The 21,230-nt window shown below is 58.9% G+C and carries 18 protein-coding genes; 3 read left to right on the forward strand and 15 right to left on the reverse strand.

Annotated elements, in window-relative coordinates; translation table 11 throughout:
- Positions 1–146 precede the first annotated feature (146 nt).
- Entirely contained in the window at positions 147–2,333 is a 2,187-nt protein-coding gene (locus G6M89_RS05195; RefSeq protein WP_165160739.1) for an elongation factor EF-2, read from the reverse strand.
- Positions 2,334–2,555: 222 nt separating this feature from the next.
- On the opposite strand from G6M89_RS05195, the gene G6M89_RS05200 reads away from it, so the two are divergent.
- The 3 genes from G6M89_RS05200 (at position 2,556) to G6M89_RS05210 (ending at position 6,480) form a co-directional block, all read left to right on the forward strand.
- Complete coding sequence (locus G6M89_RS05200) at positions 2,556–3,311, forward strand: DUF5781 family protein (protein WP_165160740.1); 756 nt, start codon at positions 2,556–2,558, stop codon at positions 3,309–3,311.
- Positions 3,312–3,498: 187 nt separating this feature from the next.
- On the forward strand, positions 3,499–4,329 hold the full coding sequence (locus G6M89_RS05205; RefSeq protein ID WP_165160741.1) for a hypothetical protein: 831 nt from the start codon (positions 3,499–3,501) through the stop codon (positions 4,327–4,329).
- A 69-nt stretch (positions 4,330–4,398) separates the two neighbouring features.
- Entirely contained in the window at positions 4,399–6,480 is a 2,082-nt protein-coding gene (locus tag G6M89_RS05210) for a hypothetical protein (RefSeq protein ID WP_165160742.1), read from the forward strand.
- A 290-nt stretch (positions 6,481–6,770) separates the two neighbouring features.
- Here G6M89_RS05210 and G6M89_RS05215 read toward each other — a convergent pair whose 3' ends face one another.
- The 14 genes from G6M89_RS05215 to G6M89_RS05275 all read right to left on the reverse strand — a co-directional run bounded on the left by G6M89_RS05215 (position 6,771) and on the right by G6M89_RS05275 (position 21,065).
- Entirely contained in the window at positions 6,771–7,340 is a 570-nt protein-coding gene (locus G6M89_RS05215; protein WP_165160743.1) for a HalX domain-containing protein, read from the reverse strand.
- Between the two features lie 147 nt (positions 7,341–7,487).
- Entirely contained in the window at positions 7,488–7,616 is a 129-nt protein-coding gene (locus G6M89_RS22545; RefSeq protein WP_255488109.1) for a hypothetical protein, read from the reverse strand.
- A gap of 129 nt (positions 7,617–7,745) precedes the next feature.
- Complete coding sequence (locus tag G6M89_RS05220) at positions 7,746–8,354, reverse strand: 30S ribosomal protein S7 (RefSeq protein ID WP_165160744.1); 609 nt, start codon at positions 8,352–8,354, stop codon at positions 7,746–7,748.
- A gap of 2 nt (positions 8,355–8,356) precedes the next feature.
- A complete protein-coding gene (locus tag G6M89_RS05225; protein ID WP_165160745.1) occupies positions 8,357–8,785 on the reverse strand; it encodes a 30S ribosomal protein S12 in 429 nt (142 codons plus the stop codon).
- Between the two features lie 225 nt (positions 8,786–9,010).
- Positions 9,011–9,514: a NusA-like transcription termination signal-binding factor gene (locus tag G6M89_RS05230; RefSeq protein ID WP_165160746.1), complete on the reverse strand. Its 504-nt coding sequence runs from the start codon at positions 9,512–9,514 to the stop codon at positions 9,011–9,013.
- A gap of 3 nt (positions 9,515–9,517) precedes the next feature.
- Complete coding sequence (gene rpoA2, locus G6M89_RS05235; RefSeq protein WP_165160747.1) at positions 9,518–10,714, reverse strand: DNA-directed RNA polymerase subunit A''; 1,197 nt, start codon at positions 10,712–10,714, stop codon at positions 9,518–9,520.
- Entirely contained in the window at positions 10,707–13,637 is a 2,931-nt protein-coding gene (locus tag G6M89_RS05240) for a DNA-directed RNA polymerase subunit A' (protein ID WP_165160748.1), read from the reverse strand. The genes rpoA2 and G6M89_RS05240 overlap by 8 nt, the downstream gene beginning before the upstream one ends.
- 7 nt (positions 13,638–13,644) lie before the next feature.
- Complete coding sequence (gene rpoB, locus G6M89_RS05245; RefSeq protein ID WP_165160749.1) at positions 13,645–15,474, reverse strand: DNA-directed RNA polymerase subunit B; 1,830 nt, start codon at positions 15,472–15,474, stop codon at positions 13,645–13,647.
- Between the two features lie 3 nt (positions 15,475–15,477).
- Positions 15,478–17,055 (reverse strand): DNA-directed RNA polymerase subunit B'', encoded by a 1,578-nt coding sequence (locus G6M89_RS05250; protein ID WP_165160750.1) that lies wholly within the window; start codon positions 17,053–17,055, stop codon positions 15,478–15,480.
- Positions 17,056–17,283 (reverse strand): DNA-directed RNA polymerase subunit H, encoded by a 228-nt coding sequence (locus tag G6M89_RS05255; protein WP_165160751.1) that lies wholly within the window; start codon positions 17,281–17,283, stop codon positions 17,056–17,058.
- 247 nt (positions 17,284–17,530) lie between these two features.
- Positions 17,531–18,985, reverse strand: a complete 1,455-nt coding sequence (locus G6M89_RS05260; protein ID WP_165160752.1) for a hypothetical protein — start codon at positions 18,983–18,985, stop codon at positions 17,531–17,533.
- A gap of 74 nt (positions 18,986–19,059) precedes the next feature.
- Entirely contained in the window at positions 19,060–19,494 is a 435-nt protein-coding gene (locus G6M89_RS05265; RefSeq protein WP_165160753.1) for a universal stress protein, read from the reverse strand.
- Positions 19,495–19,576: 82 nt separating this feature from the next.
- Positions 19,577–19,834 carry an amphi-Trp domain-containing protein gene (locus G6M89_RS05270; RefSeq protein WP_165160754.1) on the reverse strand — a complete coding sequence of 86 codons (258 nt, stop codon included), beginning with the start codon at positions 19,832–19,834 and terminating at the stop codon, positions 19,577–19,579.
- Between the two features lie 106 nt (positions 19,835–19,940).
- Positions 19,941–21,065 (reverse strand): KaiC domain-containing protein, encoded by a 1,125-nt coding sequence (locus G6M89_RS05275; protein ID WP_165160755.1) that lies wholly within the window; start codon positions 21,063–21,065, stop codon positions 19,941–19,943.
- Between the last annotated feature and the right edge of the window lie 165 nt (positions 21,066–21,230).

Below are 21,230 nucleotides of genomic sequence, written 5' to 3' on the forward strand. Positions count from 1 at the left end.
CATTTTCGACTCGGCGGCGTATTGTCGCACCAGTATAGTAGTTTTGAGCAACAGCACTCGTTCGGCTCGCTCAAATAGCAACCGCTCAGCGGTGAGTTCAGTCGAAAGAGAAAAGCGATTCGTCGACGGCTCGAGGTGGTCGACGCTTAGATGTACTGGATGCGCTCTGGCAGCTCGAGCTTCATGCCTTTGCGCTCGCGGATCTCCATGATCTTCTCACGCTGGAGCGAGTCGGACATGACCTCGAAGCCGGCGTTCTCCGTATTCCAGGAGGCACGGCCCTCGGTCGCAGAGCGAATGTCGCTTGCGAAGCCAATCAGTTCGTCGACGGGTGCGATACCCTCGACAACCATGAGGTCACCCTCCTGGTACATGTCGTCGACGCGGCCACGACGTCCCTGGATCTCGCCGGAGGCGGCACCCATGTGGTCGTTTGGCACGTCGATACGGACGTCCTGCATCGGCTCGAGCATCTTAATGCGACCCTCGATCAGGGCGTTGTGAAGCGCCTCACGCGTGGCGGGGATAACCTGTGCCGGACCACGGTGGATGGTGTCCTCGTGGAGTCGGGCGTCGTGCAGGCGGATGAGCGTCCCCTGGACTGGCTCGTTTGCGAGTGGGCCGTTGTCCAGTGCGTCCTCGAATCCCTCGATCACCAGCTCCATCGTCTCGTTCAGGTGCTGGATACCCTTCGTGTCGTCGATGAGGATGTTCGTCCCGTGGATGTGCTCGACGTTCTGGGACGTGTCCTTGTCCATGCCGGACTCTTGCAGGGCCTCACGGCGTTCCTGCTCTGGCATGTCCATCGAGGCTTCGCCGAGCTGGATAGTCTCGACGAGGTCCTTCGTCATCGGCTCGATCGTGATGTAGAAGCGGTTGTGGCGGTTCGGGGAAATTCCCTCGACTTCCGGGCTGGCTTCCTGGGGCTGCTCGCGGTAGACAACGATCGGCTCACCAGTGTTGACCGGAATGCCCTGATTCTTCTCGATACGCTGGGTGATGACCTCGAGGTGAAGCTCACCCTGTCCGGAGATCAGGTGCTCGCCAGTATCCTCGTTAATGGTAATCTGGATCGTTGGGTCTTCTTTGGAGACCTGGCGCAGCGTCTCGATGAGCTTTGGCAGGTCGTCCATGTTCTGTGCCTCGACGGACTTCGTAATAACAGGCTCCGAGATGTGCTCGATGGACTCGAACGGCGTCATCTCGACGGAGGAGACGGTCGAGCCGGCGATTGCATCGCGCAGACCGGTGACGGCCGCGATGTTCCCCGCGGGAACCTCTTCGACTTCCTCGCGCTCGCCACCCATGTAAATCCCGACAGACTGGACGCGGTTCTTGCCCGCGGTCCCGGAGACGTACAGCTCCTGGCCCTTCTCGAGGGAGCCCGAGAAGACACGACCGGAGGCGATTTCGCCGGCGTGTGGGTCCATTCCGATGTCAGTGACCATGAAGACGACCTCGCCGTCTTCGTCGACGAGACGCATCGTGTCTGCGAGTTCGGACTCATCGTCACCACGCCAGACACGTGGGATACGACGTGGCTGTGCGTCGACTGGGTTCGGGAAGTGCTCACAGACCATGTCGAGCACAACATCCGACAGCGGCGTGCGGTCGTGGAGTTCCTGGCGCTTGTCCGCGCGCTCGAGTTCCATAATCTCGCCGAAGTCCATGCCGGTGGCCTGCATCGACGGCATCGAGACGCCCCACTTATAGAGTGCAGAGCCAAAGCCGACGGTTCCGTCTTCGACGGAGACCGTCCAATCTTCGACGTCGTCCATGTCCTCGGTCATGCCGCGGATGAGTTCGTTGACGTCGCCGATGACCGAGACGAGACGCTGTTGCATCTCCTCGGGACCTTCCTGGAGTTCCGAAATAAGGCGGTCGACCTTGTTGATGAACAGGGTCGGCTTGACGCCCTCGCGGAGTGCCTGGCGCAGGACCGTTTCGGTCTGTGGCATGGCACCCTCAACAGCGTCGACAACAACGAGCGCACCGTCGACGGCACGCATCGCACGCGTCACGTCGCCACCGAAGTCGACGTGGCCCGGCGTGTCGATCAGGTTGATCAGGTGGTTGGTGTCTTCGTACTCGTGGGTCATCGAAACGTTTGCTGCGTCGATGGTGATCCCACGTTCCTGCTCGTCTTCTTCCGTGTCCATCGCGAGCTGTTCGCCGGCAGTCTCATCGGAGATCATGCCTGCACCCGCGAGGAGGTTGTCAGAAAGCGTCGTTTTCCCGTGGTCAACGTGAGCGGCGATGGCGATGTTCCGGATGTTCTCCGGTTCGTCCATCAACCGTTCACACTCTTGGACGATCTTCTTGCGTCGGCCCATATACACCCTGTTACCGGTAGCGGGGTCAAAAGGGTAGTGTTTCGTCGCCGCCGAAACTGACACAGAATCCGGTTCAGGCGCTGGAATTTCCAGTTTGCGTGAGACAACACCACGCATAGAACAGAGCCAACTATTGGCCCAGACTCACTCGAGTTGTCACTCCCTCGTATGATGCAATCCGGCGAAAAAGACATACAGCCCCAACCCCTGGTAGGACTACCCATGGATATCCGCGTGCAGGGTCCCGGGCCAACGACGCCATTTCTCAGCGCTCGAGATCTCTTCGAAACAGAACACGACCTTTCCCTCCCGGTCTACGTGCGCCTGCGCGATGACCCAGACGAACGAACCTGGGCTGGCCACTACGACGACCGCCACGTCCTCAACATCTCACAACAGGCCGCCTCGAGCGCGATGGCCCGCGAACTCGCCCTCCACGAGTTCGCACACATGGCTCGCTACGAGCAAGAACATCCCTCTCACACCCAATCCACCGAAGAGGTGCTGTATCTCGCACTCGCGGGCAAGAGCGTCGAACGGCGCAAACTCTCTCACTGCTACCAGATCGCCAACCACATGAAAGACATCTACGCCGACGACATCACGCTCGCTGTCGGCCCCGGCGAAAAACTCCTCTCATATCTCGAGTCGAGTCTTGCAACCGCCCTCGCGGATCGACCAGATCCGGCTTCCCGCCCGAGCCTCGAGCGTCTCTCCGCAAGCGCCGACCCAGAGATTACCGCCGTCAACGCCGCGTTCGCGCTTGCACTCGCCGAACGCCACGACCTTCTCGAGGACGACCATCGTCTCTACGACCTCGCACACGCGGCCGCGCTCGACGCGCCCGCCGTCGATTTTGAGGGGTTCAAACGCCGCTTCCGCGAACTCGCGCGCGAACCCGACTCGAGTAGCTACCGGCAGGTCCTCGTCGACGCAACGCGCTCGTACGTCGGCGGCAATGGCGTCGCTGCCGACTGACGACGCTCTCGGCTGTAAACCCTGTTCACAGCCAGCAGACGGTCCGCTGTAAGCCACGTCCGGCGTAATCGCAGGATAGGGCGCGGGTGTACCGGCAAATCGAGACCGGAGACCGTGTCCGTCTCTGTCGTGAAACAGACCCGAACGTTTAATGTTTATTACGACATAATTTCCGATCATACAACTGATGTTCTCGGGTCCAGACAGTAGCGGTACGGCGAGCGAGGGGACGTTCACGACGGAACTGCGCCAGTTGAAACATGACGGCGCGAGCGTCCTCGTCGTCGGCTCGCTCCAGCCCGCCCACCGCCGAGACATCTGTCGTCGCCTCTTCGGAGACGAATCCGACGCCGACACGCCACGCCGGCGTATCGCCGTCTCAACTACCGGCCGCCCGGTCTGGCCCTCACTCGAGGCCGACTCGACGACCGCCACGTACCGACACATCACCTACGATGCCCCCGCACGCGGCAGTGTCGCCTCCCAGCCACCGTCGACCGCAGACAACACCGGATCCGACAGCCCAGCAACGCCGTCCGCACCCGACGGACCCGACGCACCCAACGCATCCGAACCAGCCGGCTCGACGACGGCAACCGCCAACTCCTCGACCGTCGCCCCATCACGCGTCACCGTCGACACCCTCGCCGACCTCGGCATCGCCATCTCGAGTGCAATCGAATACTTCGACACTGACGCAGGCGGCCTCGAGCCTGCCGAACTCCGCGTCGGCATCGACTCACTCCTTCCGCTGCTCGAGGCCACCGACCGGGAAACCGTCTTTACGTTCTTACATCTTACGACCGGGCGAGCGACCGCCGCCGACGGAATGGTCCACTGTCACCTGCCGGTCGAGCGCGATGCCACCGTTGTCTCAGTCTTTTCCTCACTGTTCGATATCGTGCTCGAGGTCCGAGCGCATCCCGAGGGATACGAGGAACGATGGCGGGTAACGGACTCCGCTTGCGATGACACTCACCACAGCCACTGGATCACACGCAATCCACAAGAATCGTAACGCCCCGTCTCTAACTCGGCTCGAATACCTACTGCGACCGGGCCGTTCCTCGCCATCTCTCACCATCAGATGAAACCAACATTTGAAGCGACCTCTGCCGGACTCGAGATTATCGACCCCATCGAGCGACGGCGCTATCAACTGCAGACGCCTCGAGCGGTGTCGCCGGAACCGGTTGAGGAACATGGGATTCCGTTTCCTGTTGGAACGGCGGCTCAAATCGTAACGCGCGAGATCGTCCTTCCAACAATGAATCGCGTTCTCGTTCGCAACGAAGAGGGGCTGATGAAGGCAGAAGTCCAATCAGACGATCACGCGTATTTTCCTCACGAAACCTACAATCTCGACATCTCTGGCTCACTCAAAGTCTATGCACACATCACTAGTTCCGTCTATATTTATTCAGAGGATGAACAAACGCATATTTCATTCGATGGAGAGACACAGTGCCTGATTGGTGCACGATCATTTCATCGACGACCAGCAGACACGATTACGACAACGGCTGAGCCAACCGATGTGATGGAGGCAGTCTCGGCATTTAGTTCTGCGTTAAAGACAACCTCTGCAGAACGGTCATATCCGACGCTCCGTGGTCACCCTCCGAAACTCGAGGTCGGCAACCAACTTGTAATTCCAGACACGCTTACAGAATTAGAGACAGGTATCGAGATTGTTGTACCACCGGAATTACGGGACATATTTGTCGTCACACCACTTTCGTATTATTTGGGTGCAGCCATCCGATCTGGTTCCGAACCACAGATCGTGACTAAGTCTGGGTATACGTACTCGCTCTGTGGACCGGACGGCTTTGAGAACACTGTCAAACGCGTATTGAAACACATTTTCGTTCTCGATTGCGTCGTTCGAACTGAAGGACCGACGCCACTTCCGTTGTACAGACGTAAAGCAATCGAACCACTTCTCGAATTTGATCTCGAGGAGATGTATAGTCGCCCACTCCATGAGCAGGTTCAGGTTTATCTCGAGGTTGATTCAGCCACTATCGAAGAGTACTATCCCGATTGGCGACTCGAGGCACAGGTCAACCCAGTTGATGAAACCATTGAATTTCTCCCATTTTTAGCGGACGAACTTGCGATAATCAGTATTGACGATGGGACAGAGACACCAGAGCCAGCCAAAGAGACGGTTGAGGCAATTGATACATTTACTCGGGCTGATTTTGTCCGGAGTGCGAGTCCGGTCCGTGGCAATCAAGAAACACCCATAGCTGATTCAAACAGTACCGAACATCCGCCACAACCAACGATTACGCAAGTCTGGCAGAGTATACACGGAACAAACATCAATAGTACGACGCCAATTTCGGCATACTACAATCGGATTGGCCGAACGCCACGTCCAGATCCAATTGAAATAGAAGTTGTCTGTAATGACGCAGAGATGCAGGACGAGCTTGAGTCGGTAAATGGGTTCTATGGAACACACAACCGACTACCGTTTAATGTGTCCGTTCATTACGACCTCACAACAACCGAACTCGAGAACACACTTGCTACTGAGAGTGACTTTTTTCACTATATTGGACACATCGATGCGGAAGGATTCCAGTGTTCAGATGGGAAATTTGATGCATCAACTATGGATACAGTGGGTGTGGAGGCGTTTTTACTGAATGCGTGTCAATCCCACGACCAAGGCCTCCATCTCATTGAGGCAGGGGGTATTGGCGGAATTGTAACCCTAGGAGATGTTGTCAATAGTGGTGCAGTGAAGATGGGAAGTATCATTGCCCAATTGCTAAATGGCGGATTCCCTCTATACGCGGCACTTGACCTCGCAAGAGTTGAGAACATTATCGGACAACAGTATCTAATCGCTGGCGATGGTAGGGCAACAATCGCACAATCAGAAACAGCAATGCCAGATATTTGCTTAGTTAGGAAGGAGCAAGATGGGTATGAATTCAATATTGTTGCATACGGCGAAGTGAGGTCATCAAATGGAGGCGTATTCACACCTGATATCGATTCTATCGAAAATTATTATACAATTCCATCAAAAACTGGTTGGTTTCCAACCGATCTGTCGCAACTACAAGAGTTTTTTAATGTAGGTAGATTTCCAATTCTATTTGAAAATCAGTTGTATTGGAGTGATGCGATAGCGGTGGATGACCGATAATTCACGGTCCGTAATAGGCAGAAGCACTCGCTGCTGCGGTCCCTGCCTGTGACAACAAAACCATAATTGTAAACAGCACGCCAATCATTCGTGGGTGTTTCGTGAGGTACTCAGTCATGTCTTGCATGGTACAACTGCAAAATGTGCCCGATCTAAAATTAATCTATCTTAATATATCATAGGTTTTCGCAGTAATATTATATATAACGATAAATTGTCAAGTATGGTTGTCACTTCTGTGTGGGTGATTCACATGCCACGCTGCAAGATCAACTCGGTCCTCGAGTAGCTTACTCACTGAACAACTGCCGGAGCGTTTGGTCGAATGAGTCGCCGGACAGTTCCGCTCGGATCGATGCTGCGCGCTCACGACAATCCTGTAACTCTTGACTCACTGACTGATAGCGCTCTGCAACGTCTACGTTCGACTCGAGTTCGGTCTCGAGGACAGCACGTTCGGTCGACAGACGGAATAGATCACTCATCGTTCGCTCGTAGGCACACTGGAGGAGCAAGCGCTCGAGGGTCGTTTCGAGGGTTGCGGGCGAAAGCGGCTCGACGAGGACTTCGTCGACGCCGCGGTCAACTGGATCATCATCGGGGACCTCGGTGGCAAGGGCGAGCACCCAACTGTCGGGTGCGACCTGGCGAAACGCATCGAGGACGCCACACGCGTCTGGAGACTCGAGGTACCAATCAAGAACGAGCAGATCGTAGCAGTCCGCGAGTTGCTCGAGGATCGAAATATCGAACGAAACCTGATCGATAGCAACTGGAAGAGAGAGGGCCTCAGGGTCGATGGCGGAGAGCGGTTGCTCGCGATGGACGACGAGTACCTGCTGTGTCGATTCCAACACCACGTCTCTGTTAGTATCGGTTACCGCGGGGTATTAAATGTAGGTAGATGGACGCCGTGGTGCGATTTATCTGTGTCAGTGTGTCAGCGGATGCGGTGGCGGGGGGACTCGAAGGGGTGGTGTCGAGAAGTACCCCACCGTTGGCGGTGCTCACTGACCGACCGCAGCAGCGTACAAGTTCTCGAGCAGGTCTCGCTCGAGTTTGATGTCAGTTATCCCGAACGGCAACGCAAAGAGTGCCTCGAGTGTCTCACGAGCGGCCTCTCGCGTACAGCACACAGTGAGTGTCGAGAACGCAGTCTACGCAGCGATTGCTAATCAGGCAACGACGCGGCCCTACAAGTCAGCGACACAACAGTCGCCACTACCGGGGACTCGAAAACAGATGAGAGAAAATCGACTCGAGCGTTAGCGTGCGGCTGCCGCGACGCGCTCTTTTTCTTCTTTCTGGCTGACGGCGTACGTCTGAACGTCGTAGTTGGCTGCGCCGGTCAGCTGGGAGGCAATAGCCTCAGGGACGGACGTTGGCGTCTTGAACGAGTCGTTGTAGACACCTTCGGCGATGAACTTGAGAGCCTGGTCGACACGTCGCTGTGGGGCGACGTCGACGGCTTTCGGGACCGAGATACCACCGTATTTCAGGCGGACGGTCTCCTCACGCGGGGCCGAGTTCTCGACGGCGGTGACGAGAACCTGAATTGGGTTCTCCTCGGTGCGCTCGTGGATCAGCTCGAATGCCTCGCGGACGAAGCTGAGCGTCTGCTGTTTCTTGCCCGTGTTCTCTTCTGTCTGCATGAGGCGGTTGATGAACCGCTCGACGATGGAGATCTGGGACTTCTTGAACTGCTTGTTGGCGTGGCGACCGGCCGTGTGCGCGACGGGCGTCACGGTGATGTAGCGCTCAGTCGATGGGTCGGCGTACTCGATTTCGCCGATTTCCCACTCGCCAAAGAGTTGTGCCGAAACGTCTGCGCCGCCGGCTGGGGCGTCTGGGTCGGGTTGGTCTTCTGCAGCCATGATTATCGCACCGGTTTCTCTGCGTTTCCGCGAACGAGTTCTTTGATCGCGACGCCGTTGACCTTGTCAACCTTGTAGTTGACACCCGACAGGTCACCCATTGCACGACCCTTTGCACCACCGATACCAGCGATGGTGACCTCGTCGTGCTCGTCGATGAACGAAATTGCACCGTCACCGGGACAGAACGCGGTGACCTGCTTTCCGTTCTTGATCAGCTGTACTCGAACACACTTTCGGATTGCCGAGTTCGGCTGCTTTGCTTCGATGCCGACCTTTTCGAGAACGATACCTCGACCCTGGGGCGCTCCCTCGAGCGGGTCGGACTTCTCGCGAAGTCCACGGGCTCGGCGCGCATAGTCCGAGTCGGACCACCGCTGGTCCTGGCGGTCCTTCTTGAGCTTGCGCGCGGCGTATTTGCCGTTTGCCATAGGGGTCGCTATCCGTCGAAGCCACTTAAGCGACCCGTTTCGAATTGGAGTTACGCCTCGAGAGCGCTCGAGGGGTACCGCTCGCTGAATCTGCGGGCGTTTCACGGAGTGTGCGACCAGTAGAGCGAGCAACGTCATTCTGGATTCTGAAAACGTGGTGTGGGGAGCGACTGCTATCGGAGACAACAGAGCCGGACAGAAGACTGCAACCGGGAGCAGTGCCAATCAGATCAATTGCACGTCGTCGACGCCGAAATGGCGCTTTGCGAGCCGTCGTGCGGCCTCGATCGTCCGGCCGTTTGAACCGATCGCAACACCGCGGTCTTCATCTGCGACTTCGACGTAGGCGACGGTATCGTCGTTTTCGCTGATTGTGACGTTGTAGACAGCCGCGGGCGCGAGCGTGTTTGCGACGAACGTCTCCGGGTCGGCAGCGTCCTCGACAAGCCGAACCGGCACGCCGACGCGATCCTCGAAGCGCGTGACCGTCCGCCCACCTGGTCCGATTGCCTCGCCCATGTCGCCGCTCGAGACGACGACGATTAGTTGGTCGTCCGTTTCCGAGGCCGTCGTCATCGCGTTCTGCTCGGCCTCAGGTTCAGTATCGTCGGTGTCTGTATCGGTCTCGGTGACCGTTGACTGGACGATACAGTCGGTGCCGGAGACGCCGGTGGCGTCTTCGAACGCGGCGAGATACTGTCGGGCCTCGTCGTCGAGGGTAACACCCATCGATTAGTCGGCCTGACTGCCGCCACGTGTCGTCGAGCCCATCCGGAGGTCGACGTCACCGGTTCCAAGCTTGATTGGCTTACCGACGATGACGTTCTCGGTGACGCCCTGCAGGCTGTCGATTTCACCGTGAATCGCGGCATTGAGCAGGTGGTTGACCGTCACCTCGAACGCTGCACGAGCGAGCACGGAATCTTTCGAACCCGAGATGCCGTGGCGACCAATCGACTCGATCTCGCCGCGGTTGCTCATCATATCTGCGACGAGCATCAGGTGCCGAACGTTCACGTCGTCGAGACCCTGCTCGGCGAGCGTGTTGTTCGTCTCCTCGATGATGGCTTCACGGGCAGCCTCGATACCGAGATTACGGTGGATTTCGTGGATGTTGTTACACGTCGTCCGGGAGGCATCAACGCCTTCGATCTCGAGGGCATCGCCGAAGGCCGATCCCTCGGTGTAGAGGACGAACTCTTCGCTTCCGTCGTCCATCTCTTCGCGGCGAATAACGACACGGGAAACCTCCTCGATACCCTTGAAGGTGATGTCACGCAGTTCTTCGACGAGTTGGAGCAGGTCGCGGTAGGACGGCTCCTCGGGGCCGAACTGAATTTCGGTGCCGTTTTGGACCGTACTGACCGCGAGATTGTCCTCGATGATCTCGGCGACTTCCTCGGGCGTGATCATGCGCTCCTCGAGTGTGTCGCGGTTGAGCGAGATCTGGACGCGCATATCGGCGACGTTCGTCGAGACATCACCGAGTGCAAGGATTTTCGTCGCCTCGATGTTCCAGACGACCTCGTGGGCCTTCTCGCGCTCGGTGGCGTACTCGTCCTCGAGATGGACGGTCATCATCGGCGTATCAGGCGTCTTTCGGGCATCGACCAGCTCAATGAGTCGGGGCAGCCCTTGAGTCACGTCGATCTCTGCGACACCCGCGTAGTGGAACGTGTTCATTGTCAGCTGCGTTCCGGGCTCACCGATCGATTGGGCCGAGACGGTCCCGACGGGGTCGAGCGGGTCGACACGGGTGTCGAGATAGCGAAGTTCGACGGCCTTTGCGAGGTCGTCTGCGTCTTCGACGGTTGCCCCATCACGGCTCTCGAGTTCCGCGTAGACGTTGTCTTTGAGTCGTCGTGGCAGGTCGGTGTCCTCGACGACGGCGATCATATCATCGCTCACGGCGTACTCGACGTTAGTCATCGGAGGTCACCTCCGGGCTGTCGACAGTCAGACGATCATCGGCGTGCTCGGAGAGGTTCGTCGTTCGGTCTTTCCGTCCGAGGAACTCCTCGCGGTCGCGCTCGGAGTCGAACTCCTCGTCGAGGACGCGGTCTGCAATGTTTGCGACGTCGATGGTGTTCTCATCACCCGAGGAGACTTTGACTGGCGAGGTGCCGTCCTCACCGAACTCGAACTGGACGATGGTGTCCGAAGTGTCTCGGACCGTCCCGTCGTACTGCGTCTCGAGTTCCGAGAGTGCGTTAATGAGCCGGCGCTGCAGGTAGCCCGACTTCGAGGTACGGACTGCCGTATCGACAAGTCCCTCGCGGCCACCCATCGCGTGGAAGAAGAATTCCCGCGGAGTCAGACCGCTCGTATAGGAGTTCTCGACGAAGCCGTGTGCCTCTGCCGACAGGTCGTTCTCCTGATAGTGGCTAAGCGTTCGGTTCTCGTAGCCGCGGTTGATCCGTTCGCCTCGAACTGCCTGCTGGCCAACACAGCCAGCCATCTGGGTCAGATTCAGCATCGACCCACGCGCACCCGAGGAGGCCATGACGACGGCCGGGTTGTCCTCGGTAAAGTGCTCGTCTGCAATGTTACCCGCATTGTCACGCGCACGCGAGAGCGTCTGCATGATCTTCATTTCGAGCGTTTCGTCGATCGTTCGGCCTGGCAGGGACTCGAGGTCGCCTGCGTCGTAGGCCTCGATCAGCTCTTCGACGCGGTCGTTTGCGTCTTCGATGGTTTCGTCGATGCGCTGGCTGGCTTCCTCCGGAATCGTTTCGTCGTCGATCCCGATCGAGAACCCGAAGTGCATGATCGCACGCATCGCAAGCGTCGAAATCTCGTTGATGAAGATCCGCGAGCGGGTGTTGCCGTAAACCTTCGTGATCGTGTCGACGATTTCCCCGCCGAACTCGCCGACTTCGTCCTCGGCGATGGTCCCCTCGATGAGCTGGCCATCTTCAATGATGACGTCGTCGCCGACCGTACCCGTGAACTCGAGGTCGAGGTCGTCGGGCAGCAGTTCGGAGAAGACGTCGCGGCCGGTCCAGAACGGTTCGTCTTCGTCGTCGATACCGCTCGGTTCCGGCAACTCGTCGATCCGGGTGGCACGCAGGAGGTCGAGTGCCTGCGTCTCGTTGAATCGTGGGTTGTCGTGGGTCAGCAGATACGTCCCGCTGATGTGGTCCTGAATTGCGCCGATGATGTTCTCACCGAAGCGTGGCGAGAGAATCTGCTCCTGGACGCGCATGAGGACGCGAGCCTCGGCACGGGCCTCCTCGTTCTGGAGGGCGTGCATGTTCATCTCGTCGCCGTCGAAGTCGGCGTTGTACGGCGGACAGACAACCGTGTTCAGACGGAACGTCTTGTACGGCATGACCACGACCTCGTGGGCCATGATCGACATCCGGTGCAGCGACGGCTGGCGGTTGAAGATGATGATGTCGCCGTCGATGAGATGGCGGTTGACTTCCCAGCCGGGCTGGACTTTCTCTGCGAGTGCTTCGCAGTTCTTCTCGGTTACTTTCAGGCGACGACCGTCTGGCCGGCGGACGTAGTTCGCGCCAGGGTGGCCCTCGGGGCCGTTCGAGACGAACCGCTGGGCATCCTCGAGATTGCGCTCGGTGACGTTCATCGTCTGGGTCATCTCCTTTGCGACGCGGTCCGGGACGCCGACCTCGTTCAGCGAGAGGGTTGGGTCCGGCGAGATGACGGTACGTGCGGAGAAGTTGACACGCTTTCCGGACAGCGAGCCACGGAAGCGGCCTTCCTTCCCTTTAAGACGCTGGGAGAGCGTCTTGAGTGGGCGGCCGGAACGGTGTCGCGCTGGCGGCGTACCCGAAATCTCGTTGTCCATGAAGGTGGTGACGTGGTACTGCAGCAGTTCCCAAAGGTCCTCGATGATCAGCTGTGGCGCACCGGCCTCACGGTTCTCCATGAACCGCTGGTTGATCCGGATAATGTCGACCAGTTTGTGCGTGAGGTCGTCCTCGGAGCGCTGGCCGTTGTCGAGCGTAATCGATGGCCGTGCGGTAACCGGCGGCACCGGCAGGACAGTGAGGATCATCCATTCGGGCCGGGAGCGGTCCGAATCGATGCCGAGCACTTCGATATCCTCGTCCGGGATGTTCTCGAACCAGTCCCGGATATCGGAGGGCATCAGCTTGTTCGTGTCCTCCTCGGTCAGGTCGATATCGAGCGCCTTCTCGATGGCCTTGCGCTGACTCTCACGCGGGCGGAACGAGCCCGAGAGAATCTCGTTGACGCGAGTGAGTTCGATCTCGGTTTCTTCGGCGAGTTCATCCGGCGTCGTCCGCTCGATGCCTTCTTCCTCGTCACCCTGCATCGCACCGGCGATGCGCTGGGAGAACTCGCTCGTCAGGACCTGCTGGACCTCGTAGTAGGTCGTTGGCTTCTCGTGGTCGATGTCGTACTGAACTTCGCCACAGTGTGGACACCGATCCTTCTTTCGGGCCTGTCGAATCGCCGCTTTCGTGACGTCGTTCAGGTCACGACCGAGTTTACGCGATTCCGTGATATCGTCGCGGAACTCCTCGCGTTCGTCCTCCGTCAGTAGGAGACTCGAGCACTCTCGACAGGTGCCCCGAAGCAGTCGGCGGATGAGCTTCGTAAAGCCGACGTGGATGACCGGCGCAGCCAGTTCGATGTGGCCGAAGTGACCGTTACACGACCCGGAGTGTTGCCCGCAGGTCTTACACTCGAGGCCGGGGTCGATGACGCCGAGACGAGGGTCCATCAGCCCCATGTCGATGGGGAAGCCGTCGTCGTCGTAGGTGTCGGCGGTGATGATCTTCGTCGCGCTCATCTCCCGATACTCTTCGGGCTCCATCAGCCCGAAGTTGATCGATCCGATTTCTTTTGGTGTACTGTTTTGCATGTGCGGTTTAGACAGCGTCTTCGAGTTCCAGTCGCGGCGCGATACCCAGAGCCTTCATCTCATCTAACAGGAGCTTGAACGCGTAGCTCATCTCGATTTCGTGGATGTCCGTCTCCTCGTCACAGTTCGGACAGTAGACGCGACGTTGTTCGACGTTCTCGACTGCGCTCATCCCACACTGTGCACAGATGTGGATGTACTCGCGGTCGGACTCATCGAGCAGTCGCTCTTTCAGCGTCATGGCCGCACCGTGACCGATGAACACGTCCCGTTCCATCTCACCGATACGCAGCCCACCCTCACGGGCACGTCCTTCCGTCGGCTGGCGGGTCAGCACCTGCACCGGCCCGCGCGAACGGGCGTGCAGTTTGTTCGAGACCATGTGGTACAGCTTCTGGTAGAAAATGACGCCGACGAAAATTTCGGCCTCAATTTTCTCACCAGTCACACCGGAGTACATCGTCTCCTTGCCCGCAGAGTTGAACCCGTTGTCCTCGAGTCCGTCGCGGAGTTCGTCTTCGTCCTCGCCGAGGAACGGTGTGCCATCAACACGGCGGCCTTCCATTGCCCCGAGTTTCCCGCCGATCATCTCGAGGATGTGGCCGACGGTCATCCGGGATGGCAGTGCGTGTGGGTTCAAGACGAGGTCGGGCACGACGCCCTCCTCAGTGAACGGCATGTCCTCCTGTGGTGCGAGGTGGCCCACGACACCCTTCTGGCCGTGTCGGGATGCGAACTTGTCCCCGAGTTCGGGGATTCGCTCGTCACGCACGGAGACCTTTGAGAGCTTCGAGCCGTCCTCGCCCTCCATCAGCGTGACGGTGTCGACGACGCCCGATTCGCCCGAGCGCATGGTCACGGAGGTCTCGCGTCGTTTCTGTGGCGAGAGTCCACCCATGTCGTCGGGTTCCTCGAGGAATCGTGGCGGACTCGTCTTCCCGAGCAGCACGGAGTTTTCGTCGACGCGCGTCTCGGGGTTGACGAGACCATCCTCGTCTAAGTGATTATAGGCTTCCTCACCGCGAGCGCCACGGACGTCCTGGGACGGAATCTCGAAGCGATCTTCCTGTCCACCGGGGTAGCGTCGTTCCTCGCCCTCGTAGGTCCGGAAGAAATGCGAGCGAGCGAGTGCACGCTCGACGCTGGCTTTGTTCATGACCAGCGCGTCCTCGATGTTGAACCCTTCGTAGCTCATGACGGCGACGACGAAGTTCTGTGCCGCCGGACGGTCGTCGAAGCCGATCTGTTCGGTCGTCTGGGTCTTGACCATCGACAGCTGCGGGTAGTGCAGCAGGTGCTGGCGCGTATCCGGCCGGATACGGTAGTTTGCACTCGGGAGACCCAGCGACTGCTTGACCATCCCTGCCCCCATGGTAATACGCGGACTGGCGTTGTGCTCTGGGTACGGAATCATCCCCGCACCGATCCCGAAGATCAGTTGTGGGTCGATCTCGAGGTGGGTGTGGTCGTCGTTGAGATCGTCCTCGTCGACGGCGACGTAGATGTCCTCTTCTTCCTCGGCGTCGATGAACTCGATGTAGCCGTGGTCGACTAAGTCCTCGAACTCGAGGTCGCCGTCTTTGAGCGCCTGAATCTCCTCGTCGGTGATTCGTGGCTCGCCGTTTTCGACGACGAGCAGTGGGCGACGTGCGCGGCCAGCGTCGGCGTTGATGATGACTTCTCGCGTCCGGTCACGGACTGAGACGTTGACCATATCAGAGACGTCTCCGATACGTCGGGATTCGCGGATCTGTTCAGCTAGCTCGTGTGGATCGGGGTGTGTTCCCACCAGCGACCCGTTCACGTAGACTTTGGCTTCGCGTTGTTGGCTGCTCATGAGTTAGTCGTCTGCTGTCGTGGATCGTTCGATGCTGTCGATACCCGGAATGCCCTCGACCCCCATCGAGGCAAGTTCCCGTTTGAGTCCCTGCTCGTCCTCGATATTCTGGGAGAGTTCCATCGCCTGGGCGAAGTTCTTCACCAGCCCACAGTTTGGCCCCTCGGGTGTCTCGGAGGGACAGATACGACCCCACTGGGTCGCGTGCAGGTCCCGTGCCTCGAAGTGTGGCTGCGAGCGCGACAGTGGGCTACGCAGGCGGCGCAGGTGCGAGAGAACTCCCATGAAGTCCGTCCGGTCGACCAGCTGGCTCACACCGGAGCGGCCACCGACCCAGTTCCCCGTCGCAATCGGATGCTCGAGACGTTCGGTCAGCACGTCAGACCGAACCACGGTCGACACCGAGAGATTCCGATTTCGCATGTTTGCACGCTCGAGCTGGTACTTCACGTCCCGTGCGAGCTTGTTGAGTGCAGTTCGGAACAGGTCTTTCATCAGGTCGCCGCTGACCTTGAGGCGCTTGTTGGCGTAGTGGTCCTTGTCGTCGGAGTCGCGTCGACCGAGTGCGAGTTCGAAACAGGCTTCGGCCATCCGGCAGAGGTAGTGGGCCTTGTTGATGCGGACGTCCTCTTCCTCGACACCTTCCTCGTGAAGGTGTGGAAGGAGGTAGCGGTCGATGACGTAGTTCGCGCGCTTGAGCTGGTAGTTTTTGCCCTGGCCGGAGGCGACGCGTTTCCCGAGTGCCTCGATGGCTTCTTCCTCGGATTGGACCTCGGCTTCCTCCAGATTCTCGAGCATGTACTTGACGACCTCGGGGTCGTTCGAGACCTTGTGGACGATTTCCTCGTCGGACTCGAGGCCGAGTGCGCGTACGAGCGTGACGAAGTTGATCGAGCCCGATACGGATGGGAACGAGACCTCGAGCAGGCCGTCACGGGTGCGTTCACAGAGCACGAGTGCGCGGTAGCCACGGCGCTGGGAGAAGGTCTTTGCGACCTGAATCTCGTCGCCGTATTTGGTGTCGTACTCGGCGAGGATCTTGTTCGGTGCGAGGTCCTCGCTGGTCATCAGCACGCGCTCGGAGCCGTTGACAATGAAGTAGCCGCCGGGGTCAGCAGGGTCTTCTCCGATTTCGATGAGTTCCTCGTCGGAGAAGCCGGCGATATTACACTTATCGGAGCCGACCATGATCGGCATGCGGCCGATTTTGGTTTCGGTGGAGTCGACGACGCGTTCGTCGCCTTCCTCGCCTTTGACAATGGACATCTCCATGAAGACGGGCGCGGAGTAGGTGATGTTTCGCAGGCGAGCCTCCTGTGGGTACAGCAGTTCTTCGGACCCGTCTGCTTCGCGAACACGGGGCGTGACGACGCGGACGTCCCCAAGTTCGACGTGGACCGGCTCCTCGCCTTCTTTGTCCCCGATGTCCGTATCGATCGTCTCCTTTTCGTCGACGACCTGTTGCATCCCCCGGTTCAGGAAGGCGTTAAAGGAGCGGTAATGATGTTCTGCAAGCCGTTCCCGTGAGAAGTATTCGCGTGAAATTTCGCGGCGTTTGTCGCGGTTAAGTTCCATCGCCATTTATTCCACCACAAGTCGATATACGACTGCCTGGTCAGTTGTTCGTGAATTTCGGACGATTTTGATAACATCTCCAACCCCTGCATCATCGGGAAGCGCGGGGTCGTTGCGCTTGATTTTTGGTAAGTCTGTGCGATCGATGTCGTACTCGGAGAGAACCTCCTCGAGTGTGTCCTCATCGAGGATGGAGTGCTCCGGCACGAGTTCATGTTGGCTTACGTCTACCATGTATTGGGTGAGTGGTGTGCGTGTGGGCTATTCGGAAAGAAGCGGCTGTCTCGAGATACTACAGATAGGTAGCGGCGGGAGGCATTTAACGGTTACTAACTTGAATGAGAAGCGTCGCTACCGGGCCGCAAGGCGAACCTCACCGGAGTGGCCGATCACATCTGGGAGTAACTCAGTATCAGTTAAATCCCTTGTGGGTCGTGTGACTATATGACATGGGTACGGGCGAAACGCGACTGCACATCGTCTAGAGATAGCCAAAGAGCGTCCCTATGAGTACCACCAGCCACATTGCCACGCCGACGAGGAGGAGACTATTGAACCGAGAGTCGCGTGTCCCACGCTGTGTCGCCCCAGCCGCGATCAGCCCGAGTGCAACCACGACGAGCATGCGTTGGACAACCACGTCGATGGGCAAGACATCGACACCGACGAGTGTGTAATCGAGCCAGATCGCCCCCGCAAGCGAGAGCGATGCAGCCATCGCCGCGTCAAGTCGACGCTCGAGGCCGTTTGCAATGATGTACGTCGCGACGGGAATGCCGACAGCGATGAACGGATAGAACATGCCGGCGATCATGTGTACTGTGAATGCGCTGACGGTTCGATCGACCGCAATCCCCCCGATTCGGACGCCAAGGATGATAGTCACGATCGTCGCCCCAAGTATGAGATGGCGCGCATCGAGACGGTCGGATGCAGCCTGAATCCGCTCACGGTCCGCTGCAGTGAGTTCAACGCCGAGGGCAGAACCTGCCCGCTCGAGCAGGCCCTCATCGTCACGTTCGCGAACCCGTCCGGCGGCAAGGCCGAGCGCCAGCGGGACCGCCGCCATTGCGGTGAGTTCGACCTTCGTTGCCCAGCCGTTGGCATCTGATGGTCCCTCGTTACCGAGGTAGAACCGCTGGACATCCTCCTGTATATCAACGCTCGGGATCGCCATCAGGTCCCGCTCGAGGCGGGTCTGCGCTTCTTCGACGCCGTCAACGCGATGGCGCAGCGTGAACCAATCGAAGTGCTCCGAGTGGGTCTGCATGACGATCCACTGATCGTCCGGGTTCGGGCTCTCGTAGGCCCGGATGTGGTAGCGATAGCCGTAGTACTCGCCATCCTCGAGTTGCATCGTTTCGGTCGTCCAGTAACTCTCCTCGTCCGGGCCGGGGTCGAGATAGGCGTATCGCGTTGCCCCATCAGCCTGTGACCAAGGGATGTCGGTCGGCGAGATCGGTTGGACCGCATCTGCCAGCGTATCGGCTGTGGTGTTTTCCGTGTCCTCGTGGTCGTCCTCGCTCGTTTCCCCGGTCGCGTCGCCGTTTTCAGTTTCGTGGTCGTCGTCAGTCGTCGCCGCAGTCTCGTTATCAGTCACACCGACGAGATCGGTCGCCTCGAAGTGGTCGTGGTCGGCTTCCTCCCAGTCGCCGTCACCGTGGGCGGCGAGCAAATCAACGACTTCTGTGGCATCACCGCGAACAACCACGTTGAGCGGACTTCGCTTTTCGTGGGCCTCTTGGGCGTTAAGGTACGGCCAGAACTGACTCTCACTATCCGCGACAGCGATAAGTTCCGGCTCTTGCTGGCCTGCTTCGGTTTCGGTTTCTGGTGCGATCTCGTCGGTAGACGGCGAAAACAACAGCGATGGCCCGCCGACAAACAGAAACGCGACAGCCAGCAAGGCAATTCCAATAACGAGCGAGCGACGCATTGACTCTGCATTGCAGACTGACCCACTATCAAAGTACCTGCTCGAGTCCCGAACACCGAGTTACAACCAACCGATCAGGCGTCGGCGTCTGGCCCAACCGTCAACACGGGCACAGGCGCAGTGCGGACGACGCGCTGGGAGACGCTGCCGACGACGTTGTTCTCGTAGTCGTCGCCGCTCGTCCCCATCACGATCAGGTCGATATCGTTTGCCTCGGCGTACTCGACGATACACTCCGCCGGGTGGCCGGTATCGACTGCCGTTTCGACCGAGATGCCCTGCTCGCGCGCTCGTGTTGCCGCCTCGTCGGCCGCTGCCTGTGCGCTTTCCTCGAGATCGCCACGGACCTGCGCGACGCGCTCGTCGTCGAGCACGAGAAAGGCGCGGTCGTCGACGACCGACATGACGTGTACGTCTGCCTCGCGCGTCGTCGCGATATCGATTGCGTGGTCGGCTACCGTCCCCGCGTGATCGCTTCCGTCCGTGGGAAAGAGGATCGTCTCGTACATCTAGTCGATCCTCGCTCGCTCGAGGGAAAATAGATTCGTTCTCGTTCTCTCCCGGTGGGAACACCGCCGAACCGAACCGCGGTCACTCGGCGGCTTGCGGTTTCCAGTGCAACTCGAGTTGGATCGTCTCGTGATTGCCACGGAACATCGTGGATCGTTCGACCACGTCAATCGAGACGTCAACCGACTCCGGCGGGTGCAAGGAGACGGTCTTGTTCCCGACGTCGACGTTGAGCTGCTCGGTTCCTGTCTCGTCTTCGAACTCCGTTGCCAGATGTCGCAGATACGCTGCGAGGTCGGCCCGTGACATGGTTTCGTCACTTGTCGTTCGTTCTGCCATGGTCAGCACACACGGGGCTGCCCGCAAAAGTATGGACCGCGAACAGGGCGAAAGAATTGATTACTGCGCAAACTCGAGACGGTGCGGATTGACTGTCTGGAGAGACTCAGAACAAGTTGGCCTGCTGGTAGACCGAAATCCCATCGTCGGTGAGTTCGTAGGGTTTTTTCTCTCGAGAGTGATTCGCATCCCGAATCTTCTGAATCTCGATTGCCAGTCTCGTCTCTCGAAAATCATCCGGCCGGACGTACTGCATGACGAACACGGCGTCAGTGAGATACTCGACGATGCCGTGGCGGGAGGCATACGGCGTGTCTTCTGCAGCCTCACTCGTCAGCAGGGTCGTGACGCCGGCCTCTTTGAGCGCTCTCGTGAAGTCGTAGATTTCGTTGCGCCGCTTGGCACGGTCGTCGTACATCATCTCGAGCAGCGAGACGGAGTCAAGCACGAGCCGTGAGGCGTCAAAGTCCTCGATAAGTCGCGGCAGTTCGTTGCGAATCGAGGCCAGACTGTTCGTCATCTCGACGGGATCGAGGTCGACGATGGCAAGCCGATCCTCGGCGACGTACTCGTCGAACGGAAACCCTTTCTCGGTCGCGCTGTCGATCACGCGCTGGCGGCTCTCCTCTAACGTGATGAACACCGCGCTCTCACCGTCCTCGAGTGCGTGATCGAGAAACTGGAGGCCGAACGTCGTCTTGCCGGTGCCGGCGCTGCCGATGGCGACCATCAGCGAGCGTTCCGGAACGCCACCCTGAATCATCCGGTCGAGTCCCTCGACCCCGAGGTCGATCCGCGAGAGCGCCGAATCCACGTCGGCGTCGTAATCGGGTTCGTCGGGAGCCTCGAGGTCGAAATCGACCGCGGAGAAGTGCTCTGGTGGGGTGGGGCCACTATCGCTGTCACCGGCGAGCGGTGTCTCGGTGGTAAACGGATCGGCTGAGCCATCGGAATGGGAACCACTGGAATCGCCTTCAGTTCCCATCTCTGGAGCGGGAACGTTCTGCAACGCCTCCCCGAAACTCGTCTCGAACAGCGACCCCTCGCTCGAGTCTGCGTCATCCGACTCGGCGTCGACTGGCGAGTGCGCTTTCGCTTCACGTTCGTCGTCGTCCGACTCGCTGTGTGCGCGTTCGCGTTCATCTTCGTGTTTGCCTTCGCGCTCTGCTTCCGCCTCGGCTTTCGCAGCCTCGTCATCCTCGAGGGCGCGCTCGAACCAGTCGTCGCTCATGCTCGAGGCTGCACCCCCACGGTCGCAAGAGTCGAAGCGAGATGCTCGCGGTGACGGCAGCCAGCAATCACGAGAGCGAGAGAGACAACCATGCCAGAGACTGCGACGAACGTCGCGACTGTTATTCGTGTCGAACGAACCCATCCCCCTTAATCATAGTGCCGA

This window comes from Natronolimnobius sp. AArcel1 (genome assembly GCF_011043775.1).
GTDB lineage: Archaea > Halobacteriota > Halobacteria > Halobacteriales > Natrialbaceae > Natronolimnobius.

What these genes read in the sequence shown, in the direction of transcription:
- G6M89_RS05195 (WP_165160739.1), bottom strand. Translation starts at nt 2,333, where the DNA reads ATGGGCCGACGCAAGAAGATCGTCCAAGAGTGTGAACGGTTGATGGAC.
- G6M89_RS05200 (WP_165160740.1), top strand. Translation starts at nt 2,556, where the DNA reads ATGGATATCCGCGTGCAGGGTCCCGGGCCAACGACGCCATTTCTCAGC.
- G6M89_RS05205 (WP_165160741.1), top strand. Translation starts at nt 3,499, where the DNA reads ATGTTCTCGGGTCCAGACAGTAGCGGTACGGCGAGCGAGGGGACGTTC.
- G6M89_RS05210 (WP_165160742.1), top strand. Translation starts at nt 4,399, where the DNA reads ATGAAACCAACATTTGAAGCGACCTCTGCCGGACTCGAGATTATCGAC.
- G6M89_RS05220 (WP_165160744.1), bottom strand. Translation starts at nt 8,354, where the DNA reads ATGGCTGCAGAAGACCAACCCGACCCAGACGCCCCAGCCGGCGGCGCA.
- G6M89_RS05225 (WP_165160745.1), bottom strand. Translation starts at nt 8,785, where the DNA reads ATGGCAAACGGCAAATACGCCGCGCGCAAGCTCAAGAAGGACCGCCAG.
- G6M89_RS05230 (WP_165160746.1), bottom strand. Translation starts at nt 9,514, where the DNA reads ATGGGTGTTACCCTCGACGACGAGGCCCGACAGTATCTCGCCGCGTTC.
- rpoA2 (WP_165160747.1), bottom strand. Translation starts at nt 10,714, where the DNA reads ATGACTAACGTCGAGTACGCCGTGAGCGATGATATGATCGCCGTCGTC.
- G6M89_RS05240 (WP_165160748.1), bottom strand. Translation starts at nt 13,637, where the DNA reads ATGCAAAACAGTACACCAAAAGAAATCGGATCGATCAACTTCGGGCTG.
- rpoB (WP_165160749.1), bottom strand. Translation starts at nt 15,474, where the DNA reads ATGAGCAGCCAACAACGCGAAGCCAAAGTCTACGTGAACGGGTCGCTG.
- G6M89_RS05250 (WP_165160750.1), bottom strand. Translation starts at nt 17,055, where the DNA reads ATGGCGATGGAACTTAACCGCGACAAACGCCGCGAAATTTCACGCGAA.
- G6M89_RS05255 (WP_165160751.1), bottom strand. Translation starts at nt 17,283, where the DNA reads ATGGTAGACGTAAGCCAACATGAACTCGTGCCGGAGCACTCCATCCTC.
- G6M89_RS05260 (WP_165160752.1), bottom strand. Translation starts at nt 18,985, where the DNA reads ATGCGTCGCTCGCTCGTTATTGGAATTGCCTTGCTGGCTGTCGCGTTT.
- G6M89_RS05265 (WP_165160753.1), bottom strand. Translation starts at nt 19,494, where the DNA reads ATGTACGAGACGATCCTCTTTCCCACGGACGGAAGCGATCACGCGGGG.
- G6M89_RS05270 (WP_165160754.1), bottom strand. Translation starts at nt 19,834, where the DNA reads ATGGCAGAACGAACGACAAGTGACGAAACCATGTCACGGGCCGACCTC.
- G6M89_RS05275 (WP_165160755.1), bottom strand. Translation starts at nt 21,065, where the DNA reads ATGAGCGACGACTGGTTCGAGCGCGCCCTCGAGGATGACGAGGCTGCG.